At 62.8% G+C, this 24,594-nt stretch carries 22 protein-coding genes and 1 tRNA gene; 20 read left to right on the forward strand and 3 right to left on the reverse strand.

What is annotated here, in order from left to right; genetic code table 11:
* Nucleotides 1–7 precede the first annotated feature (7 nt).
* From nuoG to QOL82_RS07605, 10 genes are all read left to right on the forward strand, one after another.
* Nucleotides 8–2,353 carry an NADH-quinone oxidoreductase subunit NuoG gene (nuoG, locus tag QOL82_RS07560; RefSeq protein ID WP_283441641.1) on the forward strand — a complete coding sequence of 782 codons (2,346 nt, stop codon included), beginning with the start codon at nt 8–10 and terminating at the stop codon, nt 2,351–2,353.
* An 8-nt stretch (nt 2,354–2,361) separates the two neighbouring features.
* Entirely contained in the window at nt 2,362–3,426 is a 1,065-nt protein-coding gene (gene nuoH, locus QOL82_RS07565) for an NADH-quinone oxidoreductase subunit NuoH (RefSeq protein ID WP_430438455.1), read from the forward strand.
* 26 nt (nt 3,427–3,452) lie between these two features.
* Entirely contained in the window at nt 3,453–3,941 is a 489-nt protein-coding gene (gene nuoI / locus QOL82_RS07570) for an NADH-quinone oxidoreductase subunit NuoI (protein WP_283441643.1), read from the forward strand.
* Nucleotides 3,942–4,006: 65 nt separating this feature from the next.
* Nucleotides 4,007–4,648: an NADH-quinone oxidoreductase subunit J gene (locus QOL82_RS07575; RefSeq protein WP_283441644.1), complete on the forward strand. Its 642-nt coding sequence runs from the start codon at nt 4,007–4,009 to the stop codon at nt 4,646–4,648.
* Nucleotides 4,649–4,657: 9 nt separating this feature from the next.
* Entirely contained in the window at nt 4,658–4,966 is a 309-nt protein-coding gene (gene nuoK, locus QOL82_RS07580; protein ID WP_283441645.1) for an NADH-quinone oxidoreductase subunit NuoK, read from the forward strand.
* A 25-nt stretch (nt 4,967–4,991) separates the two neighbouring features.
* Nucleotides 4,992–7,091 (forward strand): NADH-quinone oxidoreductase subunit L, encoded by a 2,100-nt coding sequence (gene nuoL, locus QOL82_RS07585; protein ID WP_283441646.1) that lies wholly within the window; start codon nt 4,992–4,994, stop codon nt 7,089–7,091.
* Between the two features lie 24 nt (nt 7,092–7,115).
* Nucleotides 7,116–8,606, forward strand: a complete 1,491-nt coding sequence (locus QOL82_RS07590) for an NADH-quinone oxidoreductase subunit M (protein ID WP_283441647.1) — start codon at nt 7,116–7,118, stop codon at nt 8,604–8,606.
* Nucleotides 8,607–8,735: 129 nt separating this feature from the next.
* Nucleotides 8,736–10,223 (forward strand): NADH-quinone oxidoreductase subunit NuoN, encoded by a 1,488-nt coding sequence (gene nuoN / locus QOL82_RS07595; RefSeq protein ID WP_283441648.1) that lies wholly within the window; start codon nt 8,736–8,738, stop codon nt 10,221–10,223.
* Nucleotides 10,224–10,243: 20 nt separating this feature from the next.
* Entirely contained in the window at nt 10,244–10,549 is a 306-nt protein-coding gene (locus QOL82_RS07600) for a DUF2818 family protein (RefSeq protein ID WP_283441649.1), read from the forward strand.
* 27 nt (nt 10,550–10,576) lie between these two features.
* On the forward strand, nt 10,577–11,155 hold the full coding sequence (locus tag QOL82_RS07605; RefSeq protein ID WP_283441650.1) for an NUDIX domain-containing protein: 579 nt from the start codon (nt 10,577–10,579) through the stop codon (nt 11,153–11,155).
* Between the two features lie 86 nt (nt 11,156–11,241).
* Here QOL82_RS07605 and QOL82_RS07610 read toward each other — a convergent pair whose 3' ends face one another.
* Nucleotides 11,242–12,918, reverse strand: coding sequence for an electron transfer flavoprotein-ubiquinone oxidoreductase (locus QOL82_RS07610; RefSeq protein ID WP_283441651.1), 1,677 nt, complete (start codon nt 12,916–12,918; stop codon nt 11,242–11,244).
* 157 nt (nt 12,919–13,075) lie between these two features.
* Between QOL82_RS07610 and QOL82_RS07615 the strand changes: the two genes are divergently transcribed.
* Both QOL82_RS07615 and QOL82_RS07620 read left to right on the forward strand, forming a co-directional pair.
* Nucleotides 13,076–13,852: an SDR family oxidoreductase gene (locus tag QOL82_RS07615; RefSeq protein WP_283441652.1), complete on the forward strand. Its 777-nt coding sequence runs from the start codon at nt 13,076–13,078 to the stop codon at nt 13,850–13,852.
* Nucleotides 13,849–14,274, forward strand: coding sequence for an acyl-CoA thioesterase (locus QOL82_RS07620; protein WP_283441653.1), 426 nt, complete (start codon nt 13,849–13,851; stop codon nt 14,272–14,274). The genes QOL82_RS07615 and QOL82_RS07620 overlap by 4 nt, the downstream gene beginning before the upstream one ends.
* A 6-nt stretch (nt 14,275–14,280) precedes the next feature.
* Here the strand turns inward: QOL82_RS07620 and QOL82_RS07625 are convergent, their stop codons facing one another.
* Nucleotides 14,281–14,892 carry a LuxR C-terminal-related transcriptional regulator gene (locus QOL82_RS07625; protein ID WP_283441654.1) on the reverse strand — a complete coding sequence of 204 codons (612 nt, stop codon included), beginning with the start codon at nt 14,890–14,892 and terminating at the stop codon, nt 14,281–14,283.
* A 140-nt stretch (nt 14,893–15,032) separates the two neighbouring features.
* Between QOL82_RS07625 and QOL82_RS07630 the strand changes: the two genes are divergently transcribed.
* Both QOL82_RS07630 and QOL82_RS07635 read left to right on the forward strand, forming a co-directional pair.
* Nucleotides 15,033–15,731, forward strand: coding sequence for a CoA transferase subunit A (locus QOL82_RS07630; RefSeq protein WP_283441655.1), 699 nt, complete (start codon nt 15,033–15,035; stop codon nt 15,729–15,731).
* A 14-nt stretch (nt 15,732–15,745) separates the two neighbouring features.
* A complete protein-coding gene (locus tag QOL82_RS07635) occupies nt 15,746–16,417 on the forward strand; it encodes a CoA transferase subunit B (protein ID WP_283441656.1) in 672 nt (223 codons plus the stop codon).
* 72 nt (nt 16,418–16,489) lie between these two features.
* Here the strand turns inward: QOL82_RS07635 and QOL82_RS07640 are convergent, their stop codons facing one another.
* A complete protein-coding gene (locus tag QOL82_RS07640) occupies nt 16,490–17,284 on the reverse strand; it encodes a 3-hydroxybutyrate dehydrogenase (RefSeq protein WP_283441657.1) in 795 nt (264 codons plus the stop codon).
* A gap of 106 nt (nt 17,285–17,390) precedes the next feature.
* Between QOL82_RS07640 and QOL82_RS07645 the strand changes: the two genes are divergently transcribed.
* The 6 genes from QOL82_RS07645 to thrS all read left to right on the forward strand — a co-directional run bounded on the left by QOL82_RS07645 (nt 17,391) and on the right by thrS (nt 24,591).
* The gene (locus QOL82_RS07645; protein WP_283441658.1) at nt 17,391–18,281 is read left to right on the forward strand and encodes an alpha/beta fold hydrolase; all 891 of its coding nucleotides are present in this window, start codon (nt 17,391–17,393) and stop codon (nt 18,279–18,281) included.
* Nucleotides 18,282–18,306: 25 nt separating this feature from the next.
* Nucleotides 18,307–18,657, forward strand: coding sequence for a RidA family protein (locus QOL82_RS07650; protein ID WP_283441659.1), 351 nt, complete (start codon nt 18,307–18,309; stop codon nt 18,655–18,657).
* A gap of 14 nt (nt 18,658–18,671) precedes the next feature.
* Nucleotides 18,672–20,948 carry a RelA/SpoT family protein gene (locus tag QOL82_RS07655; RefSeq protein ID WP_283441660.1) on the forward strand — a complete coding sequence of 759 codons (2,277 nt, stop codon included), beginning with the start codon at nt 18,672–18,674 and terminating at the stop codon, nt 20,946–20,948.
* A 58-nt stretch (nt 20,949–21,006) separates the two neighbouring features.
* Nucleotides 21,007–21,083 (forward strand) — tRNA-Val (locus QOL82_RS07660).
* A 219-nt stretch (nt 21,084–21,302) separates the two neighbouring features.
* Nucleotides 21,303–22,427 carry a polymer-forming cytoskeletal protein gene (locus QOL82_RS07665; protein ID WP_283441661.1) on the forward strand — a complete coding sequence of 375 codons (1,125 nt, stop codon included), beginning with the start codon at nt 21,303–21,305 and terminating at the stop codon, nt 22,425–22,427.
* A 256-nt stretch (nt 22,428–22,683) separates the two neighbouring features.
* Nucleotides 22,684–24,591 (forward strand): threonine--tRNA ligase, encoded by a 1,908-nt coding sequence (gene thrS, locus QOL82_RS07670; protein WP_283441662.1) that lies wholly within the window; start codon nt 22,684–22,686, stop codon nt 24,589–24,591.
* Nucleotides 24,592–24,594: the final 3 nt, after the last annotated feature.

A 24,594-nucleotide genomic window follows, 5' to 3' on the forward strand; every position in this document is an offset into this window, starting at 1 on the left:
GAAAACCATGGTTGAAATCGAAATAGACGGCAAGAAAGTGGAAGTGCAGGAAGGCAGCATGGTGATGGAAGCTGCCAACAAGATCGGCACCTACATTCCGCATTTTTGCTATCACAAGAAGCTGTCCATCGCGGCCAACTGCCGGATGTGCCTGGTCGAAGTCGAAAAGGCGCCGAAGCCGCTGCCGGCCTGCGCAACGCCTGTGACCAACGGCATGATCGTGCGCTCGCACAGCGAGAAGGCGGTCAAGGCGCAGAAGGGCGTGATGGAGTTCCTGCTGATCAATCACCCGCTCGATTGCCCGATCTGCGACCAGGGCGGTGAATGCCAGCTGCAGGATCTCGCCGTCGGCTATGGCGCGTCGTCATCCCGCTACGAGGAAGAGAAGCGGGTGGTCGTGCCCAAGGATGCCGGTCCGCTGATCTCGATGCGCGAGATGGCGCGCTGCATCCATTGCACGCGCTGCGTCCGCTTCGGCCAGGAAGTTGCAGGCGTGATGGAGTTCGGCATGCTGAACCGCGGCGAGCACGCGGAAATCACGTCCTTCGTCGGCAAGACCGTCAACTCCGAACTGTCGGGCAACATGATCGACCTGTGCCCGGTCGGCGCGCTGACGTCCAAGCCATTCCGCTATCGTGCCCGCACCTGGGAGCTGTCGCGCCGCAAGTCGGTCAGCCCGCATGACGGCCTGGGTTCCAACCTGATCGTGCAGGTCAAGGGCGGCGTGGTGATGCGCGTGCTGCCGCTGGAAAACGAGGAAGTCAATGAATGCTGGCTGTCCGACCGCGACCGCTTCTCCTATGAAGGCCTGAACGTCGAAGAGCGCTTGACGCGCCCGATGATCAAGCAGGATGGCAAGTGGCTGGACACCGACTGGCAGACCGCGCTCGAATATGTCGCGCACGGCCTGCGCAACATCCGCCACGAGCATGGCGCCGACGCGATCGCCGCGCTGGCAACGCCAGGCTCCACGCTGGAAGAACTCGCGCTGCTGAAAAAGCTGGTCAACGGCATCGGATCGGACAATATCGACTTCCGCCTGCGCCAGTCCGACTTCGCACTGTCGGGCGCCGTTGCGCCATGGCTGGGCATGTCGATCGCCGAATTCGGTGAACTCAAACGCGTATTCGTGATCGGCTCCTTCCTGCGCAAGGACCATCCTCTGCTGGCCGCGCGCCTGCGGGCCGCGGTGAAGAACGGCGCCAAGCTGGGCATCCTGCATGCCAGCGACGACGACCTGCTGATGCCGGTTGCCGCCAAGATGATCGCCGCGCCGTCCGCATGGCTGTCGGCGCTGGGTGAAATCATGGCCGCGGTGTCGGTCGCAAAAACGGTCGCGCTGCCGGCGGGCTTCGAGAATGTCGAGGCTTCCGAGAATGCGAAACTGGTTGCAGCCAGCCTGCTGTCCGGCGAGCCACGGGCCATCATGATGGGCAATGCGGCCGCGCAGCATCCGCAAGCATCGCAATTGCATGCCGCCGCACAATGGCTGGCCGAGCAGACCGGCGCGCATTTCGGTTACCTGACCGAAGGCGCCAACACCGTCGGCGGCCACATCGTCCAGGCTTACCCGCAGAAGGGCGGCAATGCGCTGCAGATGTTCGAGGAGCCGCGCAAGGCTTACCTGCTGCTGAACGCGGAACCCGAACTCGACTGCTACGACCCGCAGGCTGCCCGCCGCGCGCTGGACGGCGCCGAGATGGTGGTCGCGATGTCGCCCTACAAGCATGGCCTCGACTATGCAGACGTGCTGCTGCCGGTCTCGCCGTTCAGCGAAACCGCCGGCACCTATGTGAATTGCGAAGGCCGCGCGCAGAGCTTCAACGGCACCGTCAAGCCGCTGGGTGAAACCCGGCCGGCCTGGAAGGTATTGCGCGTGCTGGGCAACCTGCTGGACCTGCAGGGCTTCAACTACGAAACCTCGGAAGAAATCCGCAACGAAGTGCTGGGCGTGCCGTCGAACACCAGGGATGTCCAGGCCGACCTGCGTCCGCGGCTGAACAACCAGGCAACGCTGGCGCCCAAGGCTGCCGCGGCGCCGGCTGGCGGCGGGCTGGAACGCCTTGCGCCCGTGCCTATCTATTCGACCGACGCCATCGTGCGCCGCTCGCCGCCACTGCAGCAGACCGAGGATGCGAAAGCGCCGCTGGCCTGGATGTCCCCGGCGCTCGCGGAAAAGCTGGTCGTCATCGAAGGCGACGTGGTGAAGGTCAGCCAGGGCAGCGGCAGCGCGCTGCTGACGATAGGCATCGACAAGCGCCTGCCCTACAGCGTGGTGCGGGTCGCCGCCGCGCATCCGAGCACGCAAGCGCTCGGCGGCATGTTCGGTGAAATCCGCGTGGAGAAAGCGTAATGGACCAGATGCTGCTCACCCTGAATGCAACCGGGCAGTCCTGGTTCGGCGTCATCTGGCCGGCGATCTGGACGCTGATCAAGATCGTCCTGATCGTTCTGCCCATCATGGGCTGCGTCGCCTACCTGACGCTGTGGGAACGCAAGATGATCGGCTGGATGCACGTGCGCATCGGCCCGAACCGTACCGGCCCCGCCGGCCTGCTGCAGCCGATCGCCGACGCGCTGAAGCTGCTGCTGAAGGAAATCATCGTCCCGGCCCGGGCAAGCAAGGCGCTGTTCGTGATCGCGCCCATCATGACCATCATGCCGGCGCTTGCGGCCTGGGTTGCTGTGCCGTTCGGTCCCGAAGTCGCGCTGGCGAACGTCAATGCCGGCCTGCTGCTGATCATGGCCATCACGTCGATGGAAGTGTATGGCGTGATCATCGCCGGCTGGGCGTCGAACTCCAAGTATGCCTTCCTCGGCGCGATGCGCGCATCGGCCCAGATGGTGTCGTATGAAATCGCGATGGGCTTCGTGCTGGTCATCGTGCTGATGGTGTCCGGCAGCCTGAACATGACCGAGATCGTCATGCAGCAGACGCAGGGCCGCTTCGCCGACATGGGCCTGAACTTCCTGTCATGGAACTGGCTGCCCCTGCTGCCGATGTTCGGCGTCTACATCATTTCCGGCATCGCCGAGACCAACCGCCATCCGTTCGACGTGGTCGAGGGCGAGTCCGAGATCGTCGCAGGCCACATGGTTGAGTATTCGGGCATGTCCTTCGCGATGTTCTTCCTTGCCGAATACGCGAACATGATCCTGATCTCGGCGCTGGCTTCGCTGATGTTCCTCGGCGGCTGGAACCCGCCGCTCGGCATCGCGCCATTTACCTGGGTGCCGGGCTGGATCTGGCTGGGCATCAAGACCTTCCTGGTGGTATCGATCTTCATCTGGGTACGCGCTTCCTTCCCGCGCTACCGCTATGACCAGATCATGCGCCTGGGCTGGAAAGTATTCATTCCATTGACGCTGGGCTACCTGCTGATCGTCGCGATCTGGATCCAGTCGCCATGGAACATCTGGAATTAAACGAATTGAAAAAGGCTGAATAAGACATGGAAGCCATCAAGGATTTTTTCGGCAGCCTGATGCTGCGCGAACTGTTCAAGGGCATGGCCCTGACCGGCCGCTATATGTTTGCCCGCAAGATCACCGTGCAGTTCCCGGAAGAGAAGACGCCGCTGTCGCCGCGCTTCCGGGGCCTGCATGCGCTGAGGCGTTATCCGAACGGGGAAGAGCGCTGCATCGCCTGCAAGCTGTGCGAAGCGGTGTGCCCGGCGCTGGCCATCTCGATCGAATCGGAACAGCGTGACGACGGCACCCGCCGCACCACGCGCTACGACATCGACCTGACCAAGTGCATCTTCTGCGGCTTCTGCGAGGAGTCGTGCCCGGTGGACTCGATCGTCGAGACAAATATGCTCGAGTACCACGGCGAAAAGCGGGGCGACCTGTACTTCACCAAGGAGATGCTGCTGGCCGTGGGCGACCGCTACGAGAAAGACATTGCCGCAAACCGTGCGGCGGACGCTGCTTACCGCTGATTTGATTAATTCGTCACACGCCCGGCCCGTAGCTGGCCGGTCAGGGACGATCTTTGTGGTCCATTATGGAATTTAAAACTGCGCTGTTCTATGTGTTCTCGGCGATCCTCGTGGTCGCCGCGACCCGTGTCATCACCGACCGCAACCCGGTGCATGCCGCCTTGTACCTGGTGCTTTCCTTCTTCTCGGCGGCGTCCATCTGGATGATGCTGCAGGCGGAGTTCCTGGCCATCGTGCTCGTGCTGGTCTATGTCGGCGCGGTGATGGTGCTGTTCCTGTTCGTGGTCATGATGCTGGACATCGACATGGACAGGCTGCGCCAGGGCTTCTGGGGCTACTTTCCGTTTGCGGCCACGATAGGCGTGATCATCGTGCTGGAAATGGCGGCGGTGCTGTTCCGCGGCTTCATCACGCTGGACCCGCGCACGCCGCCGGCGACGAGCATCGGCAACACCCGCGAGCTCGGCAAGCTGATCTATACCCAGTACGTGTATGCGTTCGAGATCGCCGCGGTGATCCTGCTGGTTGCCATCATCGCCGCGGTTGCGCTGACGCTGCGCCGGCGCAAGGACAGCAAGTACTACGACCCGTCCGACGCGGTCAAGGTCAAGAGCAGCGACCGCCTGCGCATCATCAGCATGAAATCCGAGACCGAGCGCCCAGCCCCCGAGGCTGAGGCTGTCGAGTCCGTTCCGCCCAAACAATAAGGACTTACAGTGACCTTGTCCCTCGCTCATTACCTGATCCTCGGCGCGATCCTGTTCGCGATCTCCATCGTCGGCATCTTCCTGAACCGCAAGAACATCATCGTCCTGCTGATGGCGATCGAGCTGATGCTGCTCGCGGTGAACCTGAACTTCATCGCGTTCTCGCATTATCTCGGCGACGCCGCCGGACAGATCTTCGTTTTCTTCATCCTCACCGTGGCGGCGGCCGAGTCCGCGATCGGCCTGGCGATCCTTGTTGTGCTGTTCCGCAATCTCGACACGATCAATGTCGAGGACTTGGACAGTCTCAAGGGCTAATAACAAACAAGCGATAAGGTTCATCATGGCGGGGCAACTCAATCCACAACTTCTTTTGGCCGTACCGCTGGCGCCGCTGGCGGGATCGGTTATTGCCGGCCTTTTCGGCACCAAGTTCTTCGGCAACAAGATAGGGCGGGGCGCATCCCATAGCGTCACCATCCTGGGCGTATTGATTGCGCTGATCATTTCCGTCCAGACCCTGCTGGCGGTCATGGACGGCGCGTCCTACAACGGCACGCTGTACACCTGGATGACCGTGGCCGGCCTGAAGCTGGAGATCGGCTTCCTGGTCGACAGCCTGACGGCGATGATGATGTGCGTGGTGACCTTCGTGTCGCTGATGGTGCATATCTACACGATAGGCTACATGCGGGACGACCCCGGCTATAACCGCTTCTTCTCGTATATCTCGCTGTTCACGTTCTCGATGCTGATGCTCGTCATGAGCAACAACTTCCTGCAGCTGTTCTTCGGCTGGGAAGCCGTGGGCCTGGTGTCCTACCTGCTGATCGGCTTCTGGTACACGCGGCCGACCGCGATCTACGCGAACATGAAAGCCTTCCTGGTCAACCGGGTCGGCGACTTCGGCTTTATCCTGGGCATCGGCCTGCTGCTCGCCTTCGCCGGTTCGATGAACTACACCGAAGTCTTCGCCAAGCGCGAGGCGCTGGCGCAGCTGACGATGCCGGGTTCGAGCTGGATGCTGCTGACGGTTGCCTGCATCTGCCTGTTCATCGGCGCAATGGGCAAGTCGGCCCAGTTTCCGCTGCATGTGTGGCTGCCCGACTCGATGGAAGGCCCGACCCCGATCTCCGCGCTGATCCACGCCGCGACGATGGTGACCGCCGGCATCTTCATGGTGGCCCGCATGTCGCCGCTGTTCGAGCTGTCCGACACTGCCTTGTCCTTCGTGCTGATCATCGGCTCCATCACCGCGCTGTTCATGGGCTTCCTCGGCATCATCCAGAACGACATCAAGCGCGTGGTCGCCTATTCGACGCTGTCGCAGCTCGGCTACATGACGGTGGCGCTGGGCGCCTCGGCCTACCAGGTCGGCGTGTTCCACCTGATGACGCATGCATTCTTCAAGGCGCTGCTGTTCCTCGCCGCCGGCGCGGTCATCATCAGCATGCACCATGACCAGGACATCCGTAACATGGGCGGCCTGCGCAAGTACCTGCCCATCACCTGGATCACCTCGCTGCTGGGTTCGCTGGCGCTGATCGGCACGCCATTCTTCTCGGGCTTCTATTCGAAGGACAGCATCATCGAAGCGGTGGCGGCCAGCCACCTGCCGGGTTCGGGCTTTGCCTATTTCGCGGTGCTGGCGGGTGTCTTCGTGACCGCATTCTATTCGTTCCGCATGTATTTCCTGGTGTTCCACGGCGAAGAGCGCTTCGGCAAGGCGCATCACGGCCATGACGACCATGCGCATCATGCTGCCCATGCCGCACCGCACAGCTCCGACGACATCCACGGCTCGGACGTCGAGGAAGAGGCAGGGCATGAAGAGCATCATGGCCTGGCGCCGGGCGAAAAGCCGGTCGAAGCGCCGCTGGTGGTGACGCTGCCGCTGATCCTGCTGGCGATCCCGTCGGTCATCATCGGCTACCTGACGATTGCGCCGATGCTGCATGGCGACTTCTTCAAGGGCGTGATCTTCGTCGGCGAGAATCACAAGGCGATGGAAGAACTGAGCCACGAATTCCACGGCGCGATGGCAATGGGCCTGCATGGCCTGACCTCGGTGCCGTTCTTCCTCGCGCTCGCCGGCGTGGTCGCCGCGTTCTACTGCTACATGGTAAATCCGCGCGTGCCGGCCTGGTTCTTCGCGAAGTTCCACGGCATCTACAAGCTGCTGGACAACAAGTACTACATGGACCGCATCAACGAGATCGTGTTTGCCGGTGGCGCCCGATCGGTGGGGCGCGGCTTGTGGAATGTCGGCGACCGCACCCTGATCGACGGCCTGCTGGTCAATGGCAGCGCGCGCGTGGTGGGCTGGTTCTCGGTGGTGAGCCGGGCTTTCCAGACCGGCTACATCTATCACTATGCGTTCACGATGATCCTCGGCATTGCGCTGTACCTCGGCTACCTGCTGCTGGCTTCTTACCTGAAATAACGTCGCGTCTCCAGAAAAACAAACATGATGCAGTCAAACTTTCCTCTCCTAAGCCTCGCGATCTGGCTGCCCATCCTTTTCGGCCTGCTGGTGCTGGCCGTCGGCAGCGACCGCAATCCGGGCACTGCGCGTGCATTGTCGCTGTTCGGTTCGATCGCGAGCTTTCTCGTCACGCTGCCCATCGTCGCCAATTTCGACAATGCCTTCCATGGCATGCAGATGGTCGAGCGGGCGCCGTGGATCAGCAGCTTCAATATCTTTTACGCGCTGGGCATCGACGGCATCTCGCTGTGGTTCGTGCCGCTGACGGCGCTGATCACGGTCATCGTCGTGATCGCCGGCTGGCAGGTCATCGAAAAGAAGGTGTCGCAGTACATGGGCTCCTTCCTGATCCTGTCGGGCGCGATGATCGGCGTCTTCTGCGCGCTCGACGGCCTGCTGTTCTACGTGTTCTTCGAAGCCACGCTGATCCCGATGTTCATCATCATCGGCGTCTGGGGCGGCAGCAACCGGATGTACGCGGCAATCAAGTTCTTCCTGTACACCTTCCTCGGCTCGCTGCTGATGCTGGTCGCCATCATCTACCTGTACTTTGCCGCCGGCCATAGCTTCGACATCCTCGCCTGGCACAAGCTGCCGCTGCCGATGACGGCCCAGATCCCGATCTTCCTGGCCTTCATGATGGCGTTCGCCGTCAAGGTGCCGATGTGGCCGGTGCATACCTGGCTGCCCGACGCACACGTCGAGGCGCCTACCGGCGGCTCGGTGGTGCTGGCTGCGATCATGCTGAAGCTCGGCGGCTACGGCTTCCTGCGGTTCTCGCTGCCGATCGCGCCCGACGCCAGCCATTACCTGGCGCCGCTGGTCATTTCGCTGTCGCTGATCGCCGTCATCTACATCGGCCTGGTCGCGATGGTGCAGGCGGACATGAAGAAGCTGGTCGCCTATTCATCGATCGCGCACATGGGCTTCGTGACGCTGGGCTGCTTCCTCTTCAATGACATGGGCGTGCAGGGCGCGATCATGCAGATGATTTCCCACGGCTTCGTGTCGGGCGCGATGTTCCTTTGCATCGGCGTGCTGTACGACCGCATGCATACCCGCCAGATCGCCGAGTACGGCGGCGTGATCAACACCATGCCGCGCTTCGCTGCGTTCTTCGTCCTGTTCTCGCTGGCCAATGCCGGCCTGCCGGCGACCTCGGGCTTCATCGGCGAATTCATGGTCATCCTGGCCTCGGTCCAGTTCAACTTCTGGATCGGCCTGCTGGCCGGCACCGCGCTGATCCTCGGCGCAGCCTATTCGCTGTGGCTGGTCAAGCGCGTGGTGTTCGGCGCCATCGCCAACAAGCACGTGGCGCAGCTGCAGGACCTCAACGGCCGCGAATTCCTGATCCTCGGCGTGCTGGCGATCGCCGTCATCGCAATGGGCGTCTACCCGGCGCCGGTCGGCGATGCATTGCAGTCCTCGGTATCGGACCTGCTCAAGCATGTCGCCGTGAGCAAGGTGCCCTGAAGTGCAGCGAGGCTGGACAACTGACTGCAACTCCCGCTCTTCCGTCGCACGGAAGGGACGGGCAACAAGCCGCGTGCATGCCATAGGCAGGCGGCTCGCAACAAAACTGGCGCAAACGAAGCGGAAACCATGAACAACCTGAATCTCGCACCGCTGTACCCCGAAATCTTCCTCGTGGTGGCGACGTCCTTCATCCTGCTGCTTGACATGTTCCTGAGCGATGCCAGGCGCAACCTGACCTACCTGCTGTCGCTGGCGTCGCTAGCCGTCTGCGCGGCGCTGACGCTGGTGGACTTCAACAACGGGCAGACCACGTACACGTTCTACAACATGTTCGTGTCGGACCCGATGTCCAACCTGCTCAAGCTGTTTTCCTACCTGGCAGTGGGCCTGACGCTGATCTACTCGCGCCAGTACACGACCGACCGCCAGATGCTGACGGTCACCACTGGCGGCGAGTTCTATGTGCTGGCCCTGTTTTCCCTGGTCGGACAGATGGTGATGCTGTCGGCGAATAACTTCCTGATCATCTACCTCGGCCTGGAACTGATGTCGCTGTCGCTCTACGCGCTGGTGGCGCTGCGCCGCGACCATACGCAGTCGACCGAGGCGGCAATGAAATACTTCATCCTCGGCGCAATGGCATCGGGCTTCCTGCTGTACGGCATCTCGATGCTGTACGGCGCGACCGGCTCGCTCGACCTCGCCGAAGTGGCCCGCGTGACCGCTTCCGGCACCGTCAACCGCATGGTGCTGGTGTTCGGCATCGTGTTCGTGGTGGCGGGCCTGGCGTTCAAGCTCGGCGCGGCGCCATTCCACATGTGGGTGCCCGACGTCTACCAGGGCGCGCCGACCTCGGTGACGCTGCTGCTGGGCGGCGCGCCGAAGCTGGCCGCTTTCGCCATCTGCATGCGGCTGCTGGTGGAAGGCCTGTGGACGCTTGCGGTGGACTGGCAGCAGATGCTGACCGTGATGGCAGTGCTCTCGATGGCGGTCGGTAACATCACCGCGATCGCGCAGACCAATTTGAAGCGGATGCTGGCCTACTCGACCATTTCGCAGATGGGCTTCATGCTGCTGGGCCTGCTGTCCGGCGTCTATGCCGGCAGCGACGCGACCGCCGCCGCGAGTGCCTACAGCTCGGCGATGTTCTATGCGATCACCTACGTGCTGACCACGCTCGGCACCTTCGGCGTGATCATGCTGCTGTCGCGCGCCGGCTTCGATGCGGAAAACCTGGAGGACTTCAAGGGCCTGAACCAGCGCAGCCCGTGGTTCGCCGCGATCATGATGGTGCTGCTGCTGTCTCTGGCCGGCGTGCCGCCGATGATGGGCTTCTATGCGAAGCTGGCCGTGCTGCAGTCGGTCCTGGGAGCAGGGCAGTTGTGGCTGTCCATCCTTGCCGTGCTGTTCTCGCTGGTCGGCGCCTATTACTACCTGCGCATCATCAAGCTGATGTACTTCGATGACGCGACCGACACGTCGCGCATCGTGGCCCATGGCGACATGCGCATCGCGCTGAGCCTGAACGGCATTGCCGTCGTTGCGCTCGGCCTGCTGCCCGGCCCGCTGATGGCCGCCTGCTCCGCAGCCATCGTCCGCACGCTCGCCTCGTGACGCGCAGACGCCCGGCCTAGATGGACGTTTCCCTTTCCAGCTGGCTGGTGATCCTCCTGGCCGCACTGGCGGCCAACCTGCCTTTTTTCACTGAACGGGTGTTTGGCGTGCTGCCCTGGCGCAGCGCGGCCAAGCCGTTCTGGCTTCGGCTGGTGGAGATGTTCGTGCTCTACCTGCTGCTGGGCCTGGTCGCTTCGCTGCTCGAAGCCCGCCTCGGCAACCGCTTTCCGCAGCACTGGGAATTTTACGCGGTCACAGGCTGTCTATTCATCGTGCTGGCCTATCCCGGCTTCGTGCATCGCTACCTGCGCCGGCGCCAGGGTTAATCACACGTAGTGGAAAAGGAAGTTCGAATGGATCATCATCTGCGGGAAACGCGGCTAGCCGGCGAGCTGGTCTTCGACGGCGACTTCATCAAGGTGCAGAAGGATACGGTCACGCTGCCCGATGGCAGCCAGTCCGAGCGCGAGTTCATCCGCCATCCGGGCGCGGTGGTGATCCTGCCCATCCTTGACGACGGCAGCATCCTGATCGAACGCCAGTACCGTTATCCGCTGGACCGGGTGTTCTATGAGTTCCCGGCCGGGAAAATCGATCCGGGCGAAGATCCGCTCGTCTGCGCGAAGCGCGAGCTGCGGGAGGAAACCGGTTATACCGCGAGCGACTGGCGCTTCGTCTGCACCATCCACAACGCGATCGCCTATTCGGACGAACACCTCGAGATCTACCTGGCCCGCGGCCTGGTCGCCGGCGAAAGCGCGCTGGACGAGGGCGAGTTCCTGGAAACCATGACCGCCTCGGTCGACGACCTGCTGCGGTGGGTCAGGGAAGGGAAGATCACCGACGTGAAGACCGTGATTGGCTCGTTCTGGCTGGAGAAGATCGTGTCGGGAAGCTGGAGCCTGGATCAGGCTGGGCCTTCCGAAAAATAAGGTCGCCGGAGGGCGGCTTCATTCCCCGCCGCGGCATCGAAGCCGCCGTCCGAAAAAAAAGCCGCATTATGCGGCTTTTTTGTTTTCTACATATTCGGATAGTTCGGCCCGCCGCCGCCTTCCGGCGTCACCCAGACGATGTTCTGGGTCGGGTCCTTGATATCGCAGGTCTTGCAGTGCACGCAGTTCTGCGCGTTGATCTGCAGCTTTTCCTTGCCTTCGGCGCTCGTCACGTATTCATAGACGCCGGCCGGGCAGTAGCGCTGTTCCGGTCCCGCGTAGATATGCAGGTTGATATCGACCGGCACGTTCGGGTCCTTCAGCGTCAGGTGCACCGGCTGGTGCTCCTCGTGATTGGTGTTGGATATGAACACCGAGGACAGCTTGTCGAAGGTCAGCTTGCCATCCGGCTTCGGGTAGACGATGGGCTTGAACTCCGCCGCCGGGCGGAGGTATTCGTTGTCCGGCTTCTTGTGATGCAAGGTCCACGGCGCGCGGCCACGGAACAGCACCTGGTCGATGCCGACCATCAGCGTGCCGGTGTACAGGCCCTGGCCCATGAAAGGCTTGAAGTTGCGCGCCTTGTGCAGTTCGTCGTACAGCCACGAGTTGCGGAAGGCTTCCGGATACGCGTCGAGCTCGTCATGCTGCCGGTCCGCGCCCAGTGCAGCGAATGCGGCCTCGGCGGCCAGCATGCCGGTCTTCATCGCCGCATGGCTGCCCTTGATGCGGCTGGCGTTCAGGAAGCCTGCATCGCAGCCCAGCAGCGCGCCGCCCGGGAAAGTCAGCTTGGGCAATGCCTGCAGGCCGCCCGCAGTGATCGCGCGTGCGCCGTACGAAATGCGCTTGCCGCCTTCGAAGAACTTGCGGATCTCCGGGTGCGTCTTGTAGCGCTGGAATTCCTCGTACGGCGACAGGTAGGGATTGGAATAGGACAGGCCCACCACGTAGCCGACGGCGACCTGGTTGTTCTCCAGGTGGTAAAGGAAGGAGCCGCCGTAGGTCGTTGCATCGAGCGGCCAGCCGGCGGTATGGATCACGAGGCCAGGCTTGTGCATCTTCGGATCGATTTCCCACAGCTCCTTGATGCCGATGCCGTAGGTCTGCGGATCGCGGTCCTTGTTCAGGTCGTACTTGCTCATCAGCTGGCGGCCGAGATGGCCGCGCGAACCTTCGGCAAACAGCGTGTACTTCGCATGCAGCTCCATGCCGAGCTGGAAGGCGTCGGTCGGCTTGCCGTCGCGGTCCACGCCCATGTTGCCGGTAGCGACGCCGCGCACCGAGCCGTCGTCGTTATAGAGGATTTCGGCGGCCGGGAAGCCCGGGAACACCTCGACGCCCAGGCTCTCGGCCTGCTGGCCCAGCCAGCGTGTGACATTGGCCAGCGAGACGACATAATTGCCGTGGTTCCGGAAGCAGCCCGGCAGCATCCATTCGGGAGTGGTGCGCGCCTTTTTCTCGGTCAGGAACATGAAGCGGTCTTCGGTGACCGGCGTATTCAGCGGCGCCCCGAGTTCGCGCCAGTTCGGGAACAGCTCGTTGATCGCGATCGGGTCCATCACCGCGCCGGACAGGATGTGCGCGCCGATCTCGCCGCCTTTTTCCAGGACGCAGACCGATACTTCGCGGTCCTGTTCGGCGGCCAGCTGCTTGAGCCGGATCGCTGCCGACAGGCCGCCGGGGCCGCCGCCGACCACGACCACGTCATACTCCATGGCCTCGCGCGGGCCGTATTCTTCAAGGATGCTCTGGTTCTGCGTCATGGTCTCATCACCTTAGATATATTTTCGAACGTGCGTGCTAATTGTCCGGGATTTTACGGCAGAATACTAGACGCCCCGTTCTAATAGCATGCCTTTCATGTATCTTAGCGGCTCCGTCGCCATGCGCTTCAAGGCAAAACAATTCAAGGAGAAAATTGTGGGTATCGAACTTAATTTCGAAGGCAAGATCGCGATGGTCACCGGCGCATCCAGCGGGCTCGGCGCCCGCTTCGCCAAGGTGCTGGCACAGGGAGGCGCGCAGGTCGTGCTGGCGTCGCGCCGCACCGAGCGGCTGAAGGAACTGCGGGCGGAGATCGAGGCCGAGGGCGGGGCAGCCCATGTGGTCAGCCTGGACGTGACCGACTACGCCAGCATCAAGGCGGCCATTGCGCATGCCGAGACCGAGGCCGGTCCGATCGACATCCTGGTCAACAACTCGGGCGTGTCGACCACCCAGCGCCTGATCGACGTGACCCCGGACGACTATGCCTACGTGATGGACACCAACCAGCGCGGTGCCTTCTTCGTCGCGCAGGAAGCCGCGAAGCGCATGATCGCGCGGGCCAAGGGCGACCCGAAGAAGCAGCATCGCATCATCAACATCGCGTCGGTCGCCGGCCTGCGGGTGTTGCCGCAGATCGGCATCTACTGCGTCAGCAAGGCGGCCGTGGTCCACATGACCAAGTCGATGGCGGTCGAATGGGGCCGCTACAACATCAATGTCAATGCGATCTGCCCGGGCTACATCAGCACCGAGATCAACGCCGAGCATTTCCAGTCGGAGCAGGGGAAGGCGCTCGTCAACATGCTGCCCCGCAAGCGCGTCGGCGAGCCGCAGGACCTAGACGGCCTCCTGCTGCTGCTGGCGTCGGACGAGGCGCACTTCATCAACGGCGCCATCATGACTGCCGACGACGGCATGAGCGCGTCATGAAGATGGAAGACCGGCCGCTGGTGCACGTGGCGCGCATGCCGATCCGCTGGGGCGACATGGACATGATGGGTCACGTCAATAACGCGATGTATTTCACCTACCTGGAGACCGCGCGCATCGACTGGTTCACCAGTCTTGGCTGCGGCCCGAATCCGGCTGGGGAAGGGCCGGTGCTGATCAATGCCAGCTGCACGTTCATCAAACAGCTCGAGTATCCGGGCAATATCGAGATCCGCACGTTCATCGGCAACTTCGGCCGCACCAGTTTCGAGACCTTTCACCAGATCTGCCGGGTGGACCAGCCGGACGTGATCTGCGCGGAGGGCGCGGCCAAGGTCGTCTGGGTCGACTTCGTCGCAGGGAAGTCGACGCCGCTGACCGACGAGCTCAAGGCCAGGTTCGCGGCGCCGCTGCCGGCATAGCCTCGGTCAGGCCGGCGCGGCTTCGGCCCGCGGCGCAGCCGGGGCCGGGGAAGGCGCCTGCCGCGTCACGCCCAGCAGCCGGTTCACCAGTTCGCTGGAGGTCGCCGCGGCGAACTTGCGCATCAGCTTGGCCCGATGCATCTCCACCGTGCGCGGGCTGAGCCCGACCTGGCGCGCGATCAGCTTGCTGGTCTTGCCCTCGACCAGCAGTGCGGCTATTTCCCGCTCCCGCGGCGTCAGCTCGGCCGTTACCGGCCGCTTGGCGCTGAGGTCGTCGAAGGTCCAGATGCCGGCCGCATGCGCGTCGGCGGGGATCAGCCCACTGCCGGACACGTGGCACCAGAACAGTTCCTGGTTGGCCCGCTTCATGATGCGCTCGTCGGAATAGCGGCCGCAGGCGTTCATGATGGGCACGATGCGCGCGCCGGTGCGCTCGAACTCGTCGGGCGACGGGTAGAGCACCGAGAACGACTGGCCCGCCAGCGCGCCGGGCTCGTACCCGAACATCAGGTCCAGCGCCCGGTTGCTGGCCTGGATCACCCGGTTGTAGGACACGCACATGCCCACCGGGGCATGCCTGAATATGGTCTCGAAATCGATGGAAACTGGTTGTCTCATGGCGTGGTACGCTTTTTTCCGTCAAGGCGTTCGTACTTCTACGGTATTGTGCTGCCGTATACGGCAATCTATTCTTCCGGTTGAATTATAAAAGACGGCATTCTCACCGGATGCGGTCTACTTTACACAAAAGGGACACCATGAAGAAAGTTTATCCCGATGCGGCATCCGCGCTTGCCGACATCGTCAAGGACGGGCAGACCATCGCCGTTGGCGGGTTCGGCCTGTGCGGCATACCCGAGGCGCTGATCGCAGCGCTGCGCGACTCGGGCGTCAAGAACCTGACCGCCATTTCCAACAATGCCGGCGTTGACGGCTTCGGCCTCGGCCAGCTGCTGACCACGCGCCAGATCAAGCGCATGATCGCGTCCTATGTCGGTGAAAACAAGGAGTTCGAGCGCCAGTACCTGGCCGGCGAACTGGAGCTGGAATTCACGCCGCAGGGCACGCTGGCTGAAAAGCTGCGCGCCGGCGGGTCGGGCATCCCGGCCTTCTTCACCAAGACCGGCGTCGGCACCATCGTCGCCGACGGCAAGGAAGTGCGCGAATTCGATGGCGAGCAGTACGTAATGGAACGCTCGCTGGTGGCCGACGTGTCGCTGGTCAAGGCCTACATGGCCGACAAGTCCGGCAACCTGGTCTATAACAAGACCGCGCGCAACTTCAATCCCAATGTCGCAATGGCCGGCAAGATCACCGTCGTCGAGGTGGAAAAACTGGTCGAGGTCGGCGAAATCGACCCGGATCAGGTGCATACCCCCAGCATTTTCGTGCATCGCATCGTGGTTAATGCGAACCCCGAAAAACGGATCGAACAACGCACGGTGCGTGCTAAATAAGCAGGAGACAAATCATGGCATGGACTCGTGAAGAAATGGCCGCCCGCGCGGCCAAGGAATTGCAGGACGGTTTTTACGTCAATCTCGGCATTGGCCTGCCAACCATGGTGGCCAATTACGTGCCGCAGGAAATGGAAGTCTGGCTGCAGTCGGAAAATGGCCTGCTCGGCATCGGCCCGTTCCCGACCGAGGAAACGATAGACCCGGACCTGATCAATGCAGGCAAGCAGACCGTCACGGCCTTGCCCGGCGCGTCCTATTTCCCGTCGGCAGATTCATTTGCGATGATCCGGGGCGGCAAGGTCAACCTGGCCATCCTCGGCGCAATGCAGGTGTCCGAGCAGGGCGACCTGGCCAACTGGATGATCCCGGGGAAAATGGTCAAGGGCATGGGCGGCGCAATGGATCTGGTGGCCGGCGTGCGGCGCGTGGTCGTGCTGATGGAGCATGTGGCGAAGGCCAAGGACGGCAGCACGTCCCACAAGATCCTGAAGAAGTGCGACCTGCCGCTGACCGGCGTCGGCGTGATCGATCGCATCATCACCGACCTGGGCGTGATCGACGTCACCGACCAGGGACTGAAGCTGGTCGAACTGGCGCCGGGCGTGACGGTGGACGAGATCGTTGAAAAGACCGGCGCACCGCTCGACACGTCGGCTGTAGGCCAGGCAAGCGCGCAGGGCTGATCCAGCCTGGTCCCATGAAAAAACGGCGCTGTCGACAGCGCCGTTTTTTATTGTGTGGTTGCCTGCTGCGGGTTACTGCGCGACCCAGCCGCCGTCCATGTTCCAGGCCACGCCGCGCACCTGGCTGGCCGCGTCGCTGCACATGAAAACGGCCAGCGCGCCCAGCTGTTCCGGCGTGACGAATTCGCCGGAGGGCTGCTTTTCCGCCAGCAGGTTGCGCTTGGCCTCCTCGTTCGAGATCCCGCCTTCCAGCGCGCGCGCATCGACCTGTTTCTGCACCAGCGGCGTGAGCACCCAGCCCGGGCAGATGGCATTGCAGGTGATGCCGGTCTGCGCGGTTTCCAGCGCGGTGACCTTGGTCAGTCCGACCAGTCCATGCTTGGCGGCGACATACGCCGATTTCTGCGCCGAGGCGACCAGGCCGTGCGCGGAAGCGATATTGATGATGCGGCCCCAGTTGTTTTCCTTCATCCGCGGCAGCGCAAGGCGGGTCGTGTGGAAGGCCGAGGTCAGGTTGATCGCGATGACCGCGTCCCACTTGTCCACCGGAAAATCCTCGATGTTGGCGACATGCTGTATCCCGGCATTGTTGACCACGATGTCGACGCCGCCGAACTGCTCGACCGCGCTACGCATCATCAGCTCGATCTCGGTAGGCTGCGACATGTCGGCATTGTGGTAGGACGTCTTGATGCCGAATTCCTTGGCGACATCGGCCTGCAGCTTGGTGATCGCCGTGGCGTCGCCGAAACCGTTGAACATCACGTTGGCGCCTTCCGCGGCCAGCGCCCGCGCGATGCCCAGGCCGATGCCGGAAGTCGAGCCGGTGACCAGGGCGGTCTTGCCCTTCAAAAAATTGCCTTGCATGCTGTCCCCTAATGCTGATGGATGGAATGTTATGAAGTAATCCGATTCTAAGCGGAACGCTTAGTAAAATACAGGTTTTGGCCGCCAGTACTTCTACGGTAATCACATGACTATTCCCTCCGCAGTCACCACGCCTTATCCCCCGATCAAGCACGTGCAATGCATGTCGCCAGCCGGCCTGCACCGCATGGCGTACAAGGAATGGGGCGATCCGCGCAATCCCAACGTGCTGGTCTGCGTGCACGGCGTGACCCGCGTCTCCGACGATTTCGACGACCTCGCGCGCGCGCTCAGCGACGTCTACCGGGTAGTGTGCCCGGACGTGGTGGGCCGCGGCCGCTCGGGCTGGCTGCGCAATCCCGCCTACTACCTGGTGCCGCAGTATGTGTCGGACATGGTCACGCTGCTGGCCCGGCTCGATGCCGACAGCGTCGACTGGGTCGGCACATCGATGGGCGGGCTGATCGGCATGGGCCTGGCGTCGCTGGAAGGCAACCCGGTCCGCAGGCTGGTGCTCAACGATATCGGCCCCACGTTGAACCATGCGGCGCTGGAACGCATCGGCGCCTATATCGGGCAGCAGGTGATGTTCGACACCCAGCAGGAAGCGGAGAAATATATCCGCGACATCACCGCGCCGTTTGGCCCGCATACCGAGCTGCAGTGGAAGAAGCTTGCCAACGATGTGCTCAGGCAGGATGCCGAGGGTAAATGGATACGCCATTACGATCCGCAGCTCGCCGTGCCCTTCAGGAGCAGCACGGTGGAGACGACGGCCCAGGCCGAAAAAATGATGTGGGCCGCTTATGACGCGATCCGCTGCCCGACGCTGCTGGTGCGCGGCGCCGAGTCGGACCTGCTGACGGCGCAGACCGCCGCTGAAATGACCGGGCGCGGGCCGAAGGCCAGCCTGGTGCAATTCGAGGGCGTCGGCCACGCGCCCACGCTGATGCATGGCGACCAGATCGCCGCCGTGCAAAAATTCCTGCTGGCCTGAGCGCATTTATTTGAATGGACACATCATGGAAATCAAGCGACTGCATGTAGGCTCCCGGCTTTCCGAAGCGGCCATCCACAACGGCGTGGTCTATCTCGCCGGCCAGATCGCCGAGGAAACCACCCAGAACATCGACGGCCAGACCCGCGAGGTGCTGGCCCATGTCGACCGGCTGCTGGCGGAGGCGGGCAGCGACAAGACCCGTATCCTGATGTGCCAGATCTTCCTTGCCGACATCAAGGATATTGCCGCGATGAACGCGGTCTGGGACGCCTGGGTGCCGGCCGGCCATGCGCCGCCCCGTGCGACCGTGCAGGCGATGCTGGCGCGTCCTGAACTGCTGGTCGAGGTCGTGGTCACCGCGGCCCTGTCCTAGGGGCATGCGGGCTTATGGTATCGATTGCAGCAGCCGGAGACGAAGCGGCAGTGCAGCTGGTGGCGGGCCTCAACGAGGCTGACGCCCGGCGCGTGCTGGATGCGCTGGAATTCGTGCGCCCGCTTTATACGGGCAACCCGGTCGCCACCGGGCAGGACGCCTTCGTATTCTCCGAGAACGTCGCCGTGACGCTGGCTTCGCTCAATACCGACGCGGAGACCCGCATCGCCGGCCTGCTGTTCGAATTGCCCATCATCGACGCCAAGGCCGCCGAGCAGATCGAGGCGCGCTTCGGGCAGGAAACCGCCGATCTCGTCGGCCGCATCCGCCAGCTGATGCGCCTGCACGAGATGACCTTCGGCCAGCACAGGGCTGCGACCGACAAGCCCGACAAGACCGGCAAGAACACCGCGCAGCAGACCGCGGCACAGGTCGAGACCCTGCGCAAGATGCTGCTGGCGATGGCGTCCGACATGCGCGTGGTGCTGGTGCGGCTCGCGTCGCGGCTGACCACGCTGCGCTATTTCGCCGACAACAAGCTGCAGAACGACCGCACGTCGCAATATGCCCGCGAGACCTTCGACCTGTATGCGCCGCTGGCCAACCGGCTCGGCGTCTGGCAGCTCAAGTGGGAGCTTGAGGACCTGTCCTTCCGCTTCCTCGAGCCGCAGGCGTACAAGCGCATCGCCAGCATGCTCGAGGAAAAGCGGGTAGGGCGCGAACAGTTCGTCAACTCCGCGATCGCACGGCTGAAGGACGAACTGCGCGCGGCGGGCATCAAGGCCGAGGTCAGCGGCCGGCCCAAGCATATCTACAGCATCTGGAACAAGATGCGCGGCAAGTCGCTGGACTTTTCCGAGCTGTACGACGTGCGCGCCTTCCGCGTCATCGTCGACGATGTGAAGACCTGCTACGCGGTGCTGGGCATCGTCCACAACATCTGGGCGCCCATCCCCAAGGAATTCGACGATTACATCTCCCGGCCCAAGGCCAACGGCTACCGCTCGCTGCACACGGTCGTGCTGGCCGAAGACGGCCGGCCGCTCGAAGTCCAGGTGCGCACCAGCGAGATGCACCATTTCGCCGAGTACGGCGTCGCCGCCCACTGGCGCTACAAGGAAAGCCCCGGTTCCGCCGGCGAGAAATACGACGCCAAGATTGCCTGGCTGCGCCAGTTGCTTGCCTGGAAGTCGGAAGTGGTCGACGCGGTCGTCGGCCAGGAAGACATGCGCCGCGACTGGGTCGAGAACCTGAAGGCGGCGGCGCTCGACGACCGCATCTATGTGCTGACGCCGCAGGCGAGGGTGATCGAACTGCCGCGCGGCGCCACGCCGATCGATTTCGCTTATCACCTGCACAGCGACGTCGGCCACCGCTGCCGCGGCGCGAAAGTGGACGGCGTGATGGTCCCGCTCAACACGGCGCTGAAGAATGGCCAGACGGTCGAGATCATCACGGCCAAGGGCGAAAGCGCCGCGTCCGGCGCTGCCGGCCCGTCGCGTGACTGGCTCAGCGCCGACTATGCGGTCAGTGCCCGCACCCGGACCAAGATACGCGCCTGGTTCAATGCGATCGACCAGCAGGAAACCCTGGGCAGCGGCCGCTCGCTGGTGGAAAAAACCCTGCAGCGCGAAGGCAAGACCGCCGTGAACCTCGAAGTGCTGGCGCACAAGCTCGGCTTCGACAAGCTCGACGATTTCTTCCTGGCGGTCGGCAAGGATGAATTCAGCCTGCGCCAGGTCGAGCAGGCGCTGCATGCGGACGACGCGAAGGTGGCCAAGCCGGTGAACCCGGACGACGCGGTCGTGGCGCGCAAGAGCAGGGCGTCCAGCGTCGTCCAGGGCGCGAAGTCCGGCGTGCTGGTGGTGGGCACCGAAGGATTGATGACCCAGCTCGCACGCTGCTGCAAGCCGGCGCCGCCGGACGAGATCGTCGGCTTCGTCACGCGCGGCAAGGGCGTGTCCATCCACCGCGCGGCCTGCAAGAACTTCGCGGCCATGGAGGCGGCTGCGCCCGAGCGGGTCATTTCGACCGAATGGGGGTCGCCGGCGGCGGACACGGTCTATCCGGTGGACCTGTTCATCCTGGCAAACGACCGCCAGGGCTTGCTGCGCGATATTTCCGAGATCCTGCTGCGCGAAAAAATCAACGTGATCGGCGTGAGCACCCAGAGCAGCCGCGGCCAGGCGCGCATGGCGTTCACCGCGGAAATCACGTCAACAGCCCAGTTGCAGCGGGCGCTGGGCATCATCCGGGACGTGCAGGGCGTGCAGGAAGCGAGGCGGAATTAAAGAAATTGGGAATGACCCTTGGCAAATTGGATTCGGGCCCCTATAATCTCGCTTCCTCAGGCGCGTAGCTCAGCTGGTTAGAGCACTACCTTGACATGGTAGGGGTCGTTGGTTCGAGTCCAATCGTGCCTACCAATGGATTTTGATCTTCAGAGCATCGAGGGACAAAAATCATTGGTTTCGGAAAAGCACCGTCGAAAGACGGTGCTTTTTTTTCGTCCCTACCTTCGGCTGCAGCGCTTTTCCCTTTTTGACCTGCATCAATCCGCACAATCCCCATCGCTTACTAACATAAATGCACCCGGTTTGGCGGGGTCGGGCAAGGCGCCCATCCGGCGCGTCACGGAGCGGATCATGAAAGACTTCATCGTCATTTGTTTTCTGGGAATGTTCGCGGCCATGCCGCTTGCGTCTGGCGCTGCCACCGCCGCGTCCTCGCAGACCGGCTCCGGCAATCGCTACATGAGCGGCGGCGAGGTCAGGCTGACCGAGCCGGTTGCGGCCGACCTGTATGCAGCCGGAGGCAAGGTGACGATCGCCCAGCCGGTTGCGGAGGATGCGGCATTGGCCGGCGGCCAGGTGGACGTGCTTGCCGCGATAGGCCAGGACCTGCGCGCCACCGGCGGCAAGATCAGGGTCAATGCCAACGTCGGCGGCGACCTTCTCGTTGCCGGCGGTGACGTCGCGATAGGCAAGGACAGCCGGGTCGGCGGCGACTTGCTGGCGGCGGGCGGGGATGTGCAGTTTGCCGGCGCCGTAACGGGCGGCGCCAAGCTGACTGGCGGCAAGGTGACGGTGGCGGGGCAGATCAACGGCGACACCGTGCTGTATGCGCAGGAAATCGTCATGGCGCCCGGCGCGCGGATAGGCGGCAACCTGACCTATGCAAGCAGCAAGCCGCTCTCGACGGAAGAGGCCGGCATGGTGTCCGGCGCCGTGAAGCGCGAGGGCGCGCCGCGTGACTGGGCGCCGCGATCCCCGATTTCCTGGTTCCACCCGGTATTCTTCGTCAGCATGCTGGCCTGCGGCTCCCTCCTTTTCATTCTCTTTCCCAACGCGGTCAGCGGCACCCAGCAGACCATGAGGCAAACGCCGCTGCGCAGCCTGCTGGTCGGCATTGCGCTGCTATGCACGCTGCCCCCGGTCGCCGTGCTGTTCATGGTGTCCATCATCGGCATCCCGGTCGGCTTCGCCTTGCTGGCCCTGTATCCGCTGCTGCTCCTGCTGGGCTACCTGGGCGCCGCATTTTTCGTCAGCCGCACCACGGCCGATGCGATGCACCGGGCCAACCGGCCCGGTCGCGCCTGGCAGATCGGTTTCCTGGCAATCGGGCTGGCCCTGCTGGCGCTTGCCGCCAACGTTCCTTTCCTCGGCGGCCTGCTGGTGTTCGTGGCCATCGTCACCGGCGTCGGCGGATGGGCGCAGTGGCTGTACCGCCGTTACCGGACCAGCCATCCGGGCATTGCGGCGCAGCCATGAAGCGCTGGAAAAACAGCGCCCAGTCTGGTAAGCTCGCCGCTCATTCCAAATCCAGTTTTGTAAGAGCGAGAAAGGCAACCCGGTTATGACACCGCGAACTACCATGCCAAGAGTGCAGGAGCGACGCTAGTCGGGATCTTTTTCGTCATCATTCATTGAAAAAGCGCGGCTGGTCCGCGTTTTTTTTCGTCCCAGTTTTTGTACAGATCTATCACCGCAGCAGCGCCAGGCCAGGCCGGCGCCAATGGAGAGCAAAATGATTTCAGTCAGACTTCCCGATGGTTCACAGCGGCAGTTCGAGTCGCCGGTCACGGTAGCCCAGGTCGCCGCCAGCATAGGCGCCGGCCTCGCCAAGGCGGCGCTGGCGGGCAAGGTCGATGGTCGGGTCGTGGATACCTCGCACCTGATCGACCATGATGCGGACCTGGCCATCATTACCGACAAGGATGCCGAAGGCATCGATGTGATCCGGCATTCGGCCGCCCACCTGCTGGCTTATGCAGTCAAGGCCCTGTTTCCGGAAGCGCAGGTCACCATCGGACCGGTGATCGAAAACGGCTTTTACTATGATTTCTCGTACAAGCGGCCGTTCACGCCGGAAGACCTGCAGGCGATCGAAAAGAAAATGGCCGAACTGGCCAAGAAGGACGAGCCGGTCACGCGCAGCGTGATGCCGCGCGACGAGGCGGTGGCCTACTTCAAGTCCATCGGCGAAGAGTACAAGGCCGAAATCATTGGGTCGATCCCGGCCGGCGAGGATGTTTCACTGTATGCGGAAGGCGACTTCGTCGACCTGTGCCGTGGCCCGCACGTGCCGTCCACCGGCAAGATCAAGGTATTCAAGCTGATGAAGCTGGCCGGCGCCTACTGGCGCGGCGATTCCAAGAACGAGATGCTGCAGCGGATCTACGGCACGGCCTGGGGCAGGAAGGAAGACCAGGAAGCCTATCTGCACATGCTGGAGGAAGCGGAAAAGCGCGACCATCGCAAGCTGGGACGCCAGCTCGACCTGTTCCATTTCCAGGACGAAGCGCCAGGGCTGATTTTCTGGCATCCGAAAGGCTGGACGGTCTGGCAGCAGGTCGAGCAGTACATGCGCGCCGTCTACCAGGACAATGGCTTCCAGGAAGTGAAGGCGCCGCAGATCCTGGACCGCAGCCTGTGGGAGAAGTCGGGACATTGGGAAAACTACAAGGAAAACATGTTCACGACCGAGTCGGAGAACCGTTCCTATGCGTTGAAGCCGATGAATTGCCCCGGCCATGTCCAGATCTTCAAGTCCAACATGCATTCCTACCGGGAACTGCCGCTGCGTTATGGCGAATTCGGCCAGTGCCATCGCAACGAGCCGTCGGGTTCGCTGCACGGCATGATGCGGGTGCGCGGCTTCACGCAGGACGACGGCCACATCTTCTGCACCGAAGACCAGATCCTCGACGAGTGCGTGAATGCGACCGCATTGCTGCAGAAGGTGTACCGCGATTTCGGCTTCAATGAAATCATCTACAAGGTAGCGACCCGGCCGGAAAAGCGGGTCGGCTCCGACGAGGCATGGGACAAGGCGGAAGCCGCGCTGATCGAGTCGCTGCGGCGCTCGGGCTGCGAGTTCGAGATCGCGCCGGGCGAGGGCGCGTTCTACGGGCCGAAGATCGAGTACACGCTGAAGGACGCGATCGGCCGGATGTGGCAATGCGGCACGATCCAGGTCGACTTCTCGATGCCGGTCCGCCTCGACGCCGAATATGTCGCCGAGGACAATACCCGCAAGGTGCCGGTCATGCTGCACCGGGCCATCCTCGGCTCGCTGGAGCGTTTCATCGGCATGCTGATCGAAAACCATGCGGGCGCCTTGCCGTTCTGGCTGGCGCCGGTGCAAGTCGTCGTGCTGAACATATCCGATGCGCAGGCAGACTATGCCCGCGAAGTAACACAAGCCTTGAAAAAACAAGGGTTTAGGGTGAACTCGGATTTGCGCAACGAGAAAATAACCTATAAAATACGGGAGCACTCCGTCCAGAAATTGCCTTACATCGTAGTCGTGGGCGACAAGGAACGGGATGCGAACACAGTGGCCGTGCGTGCGCGTGGCAACGTCGATCTGGGCAGCATGCCGATCGACGCGCTGGTGGAAAGGCTCTCGCAGGAGCTTCAAACCAAAGCCTGAGCG

The organism is Noviherbaspirillum suwonense, from assembly GCF_900182955.1.
Taxonomy (GTDB): Bacteria; Pseudomonadota; Gammaproteobacteria; order Burkholderiales; family Burkholderiaceae_D; genus Noviherbaspirillum_A; species Noviherbaspirillum_A suwonense.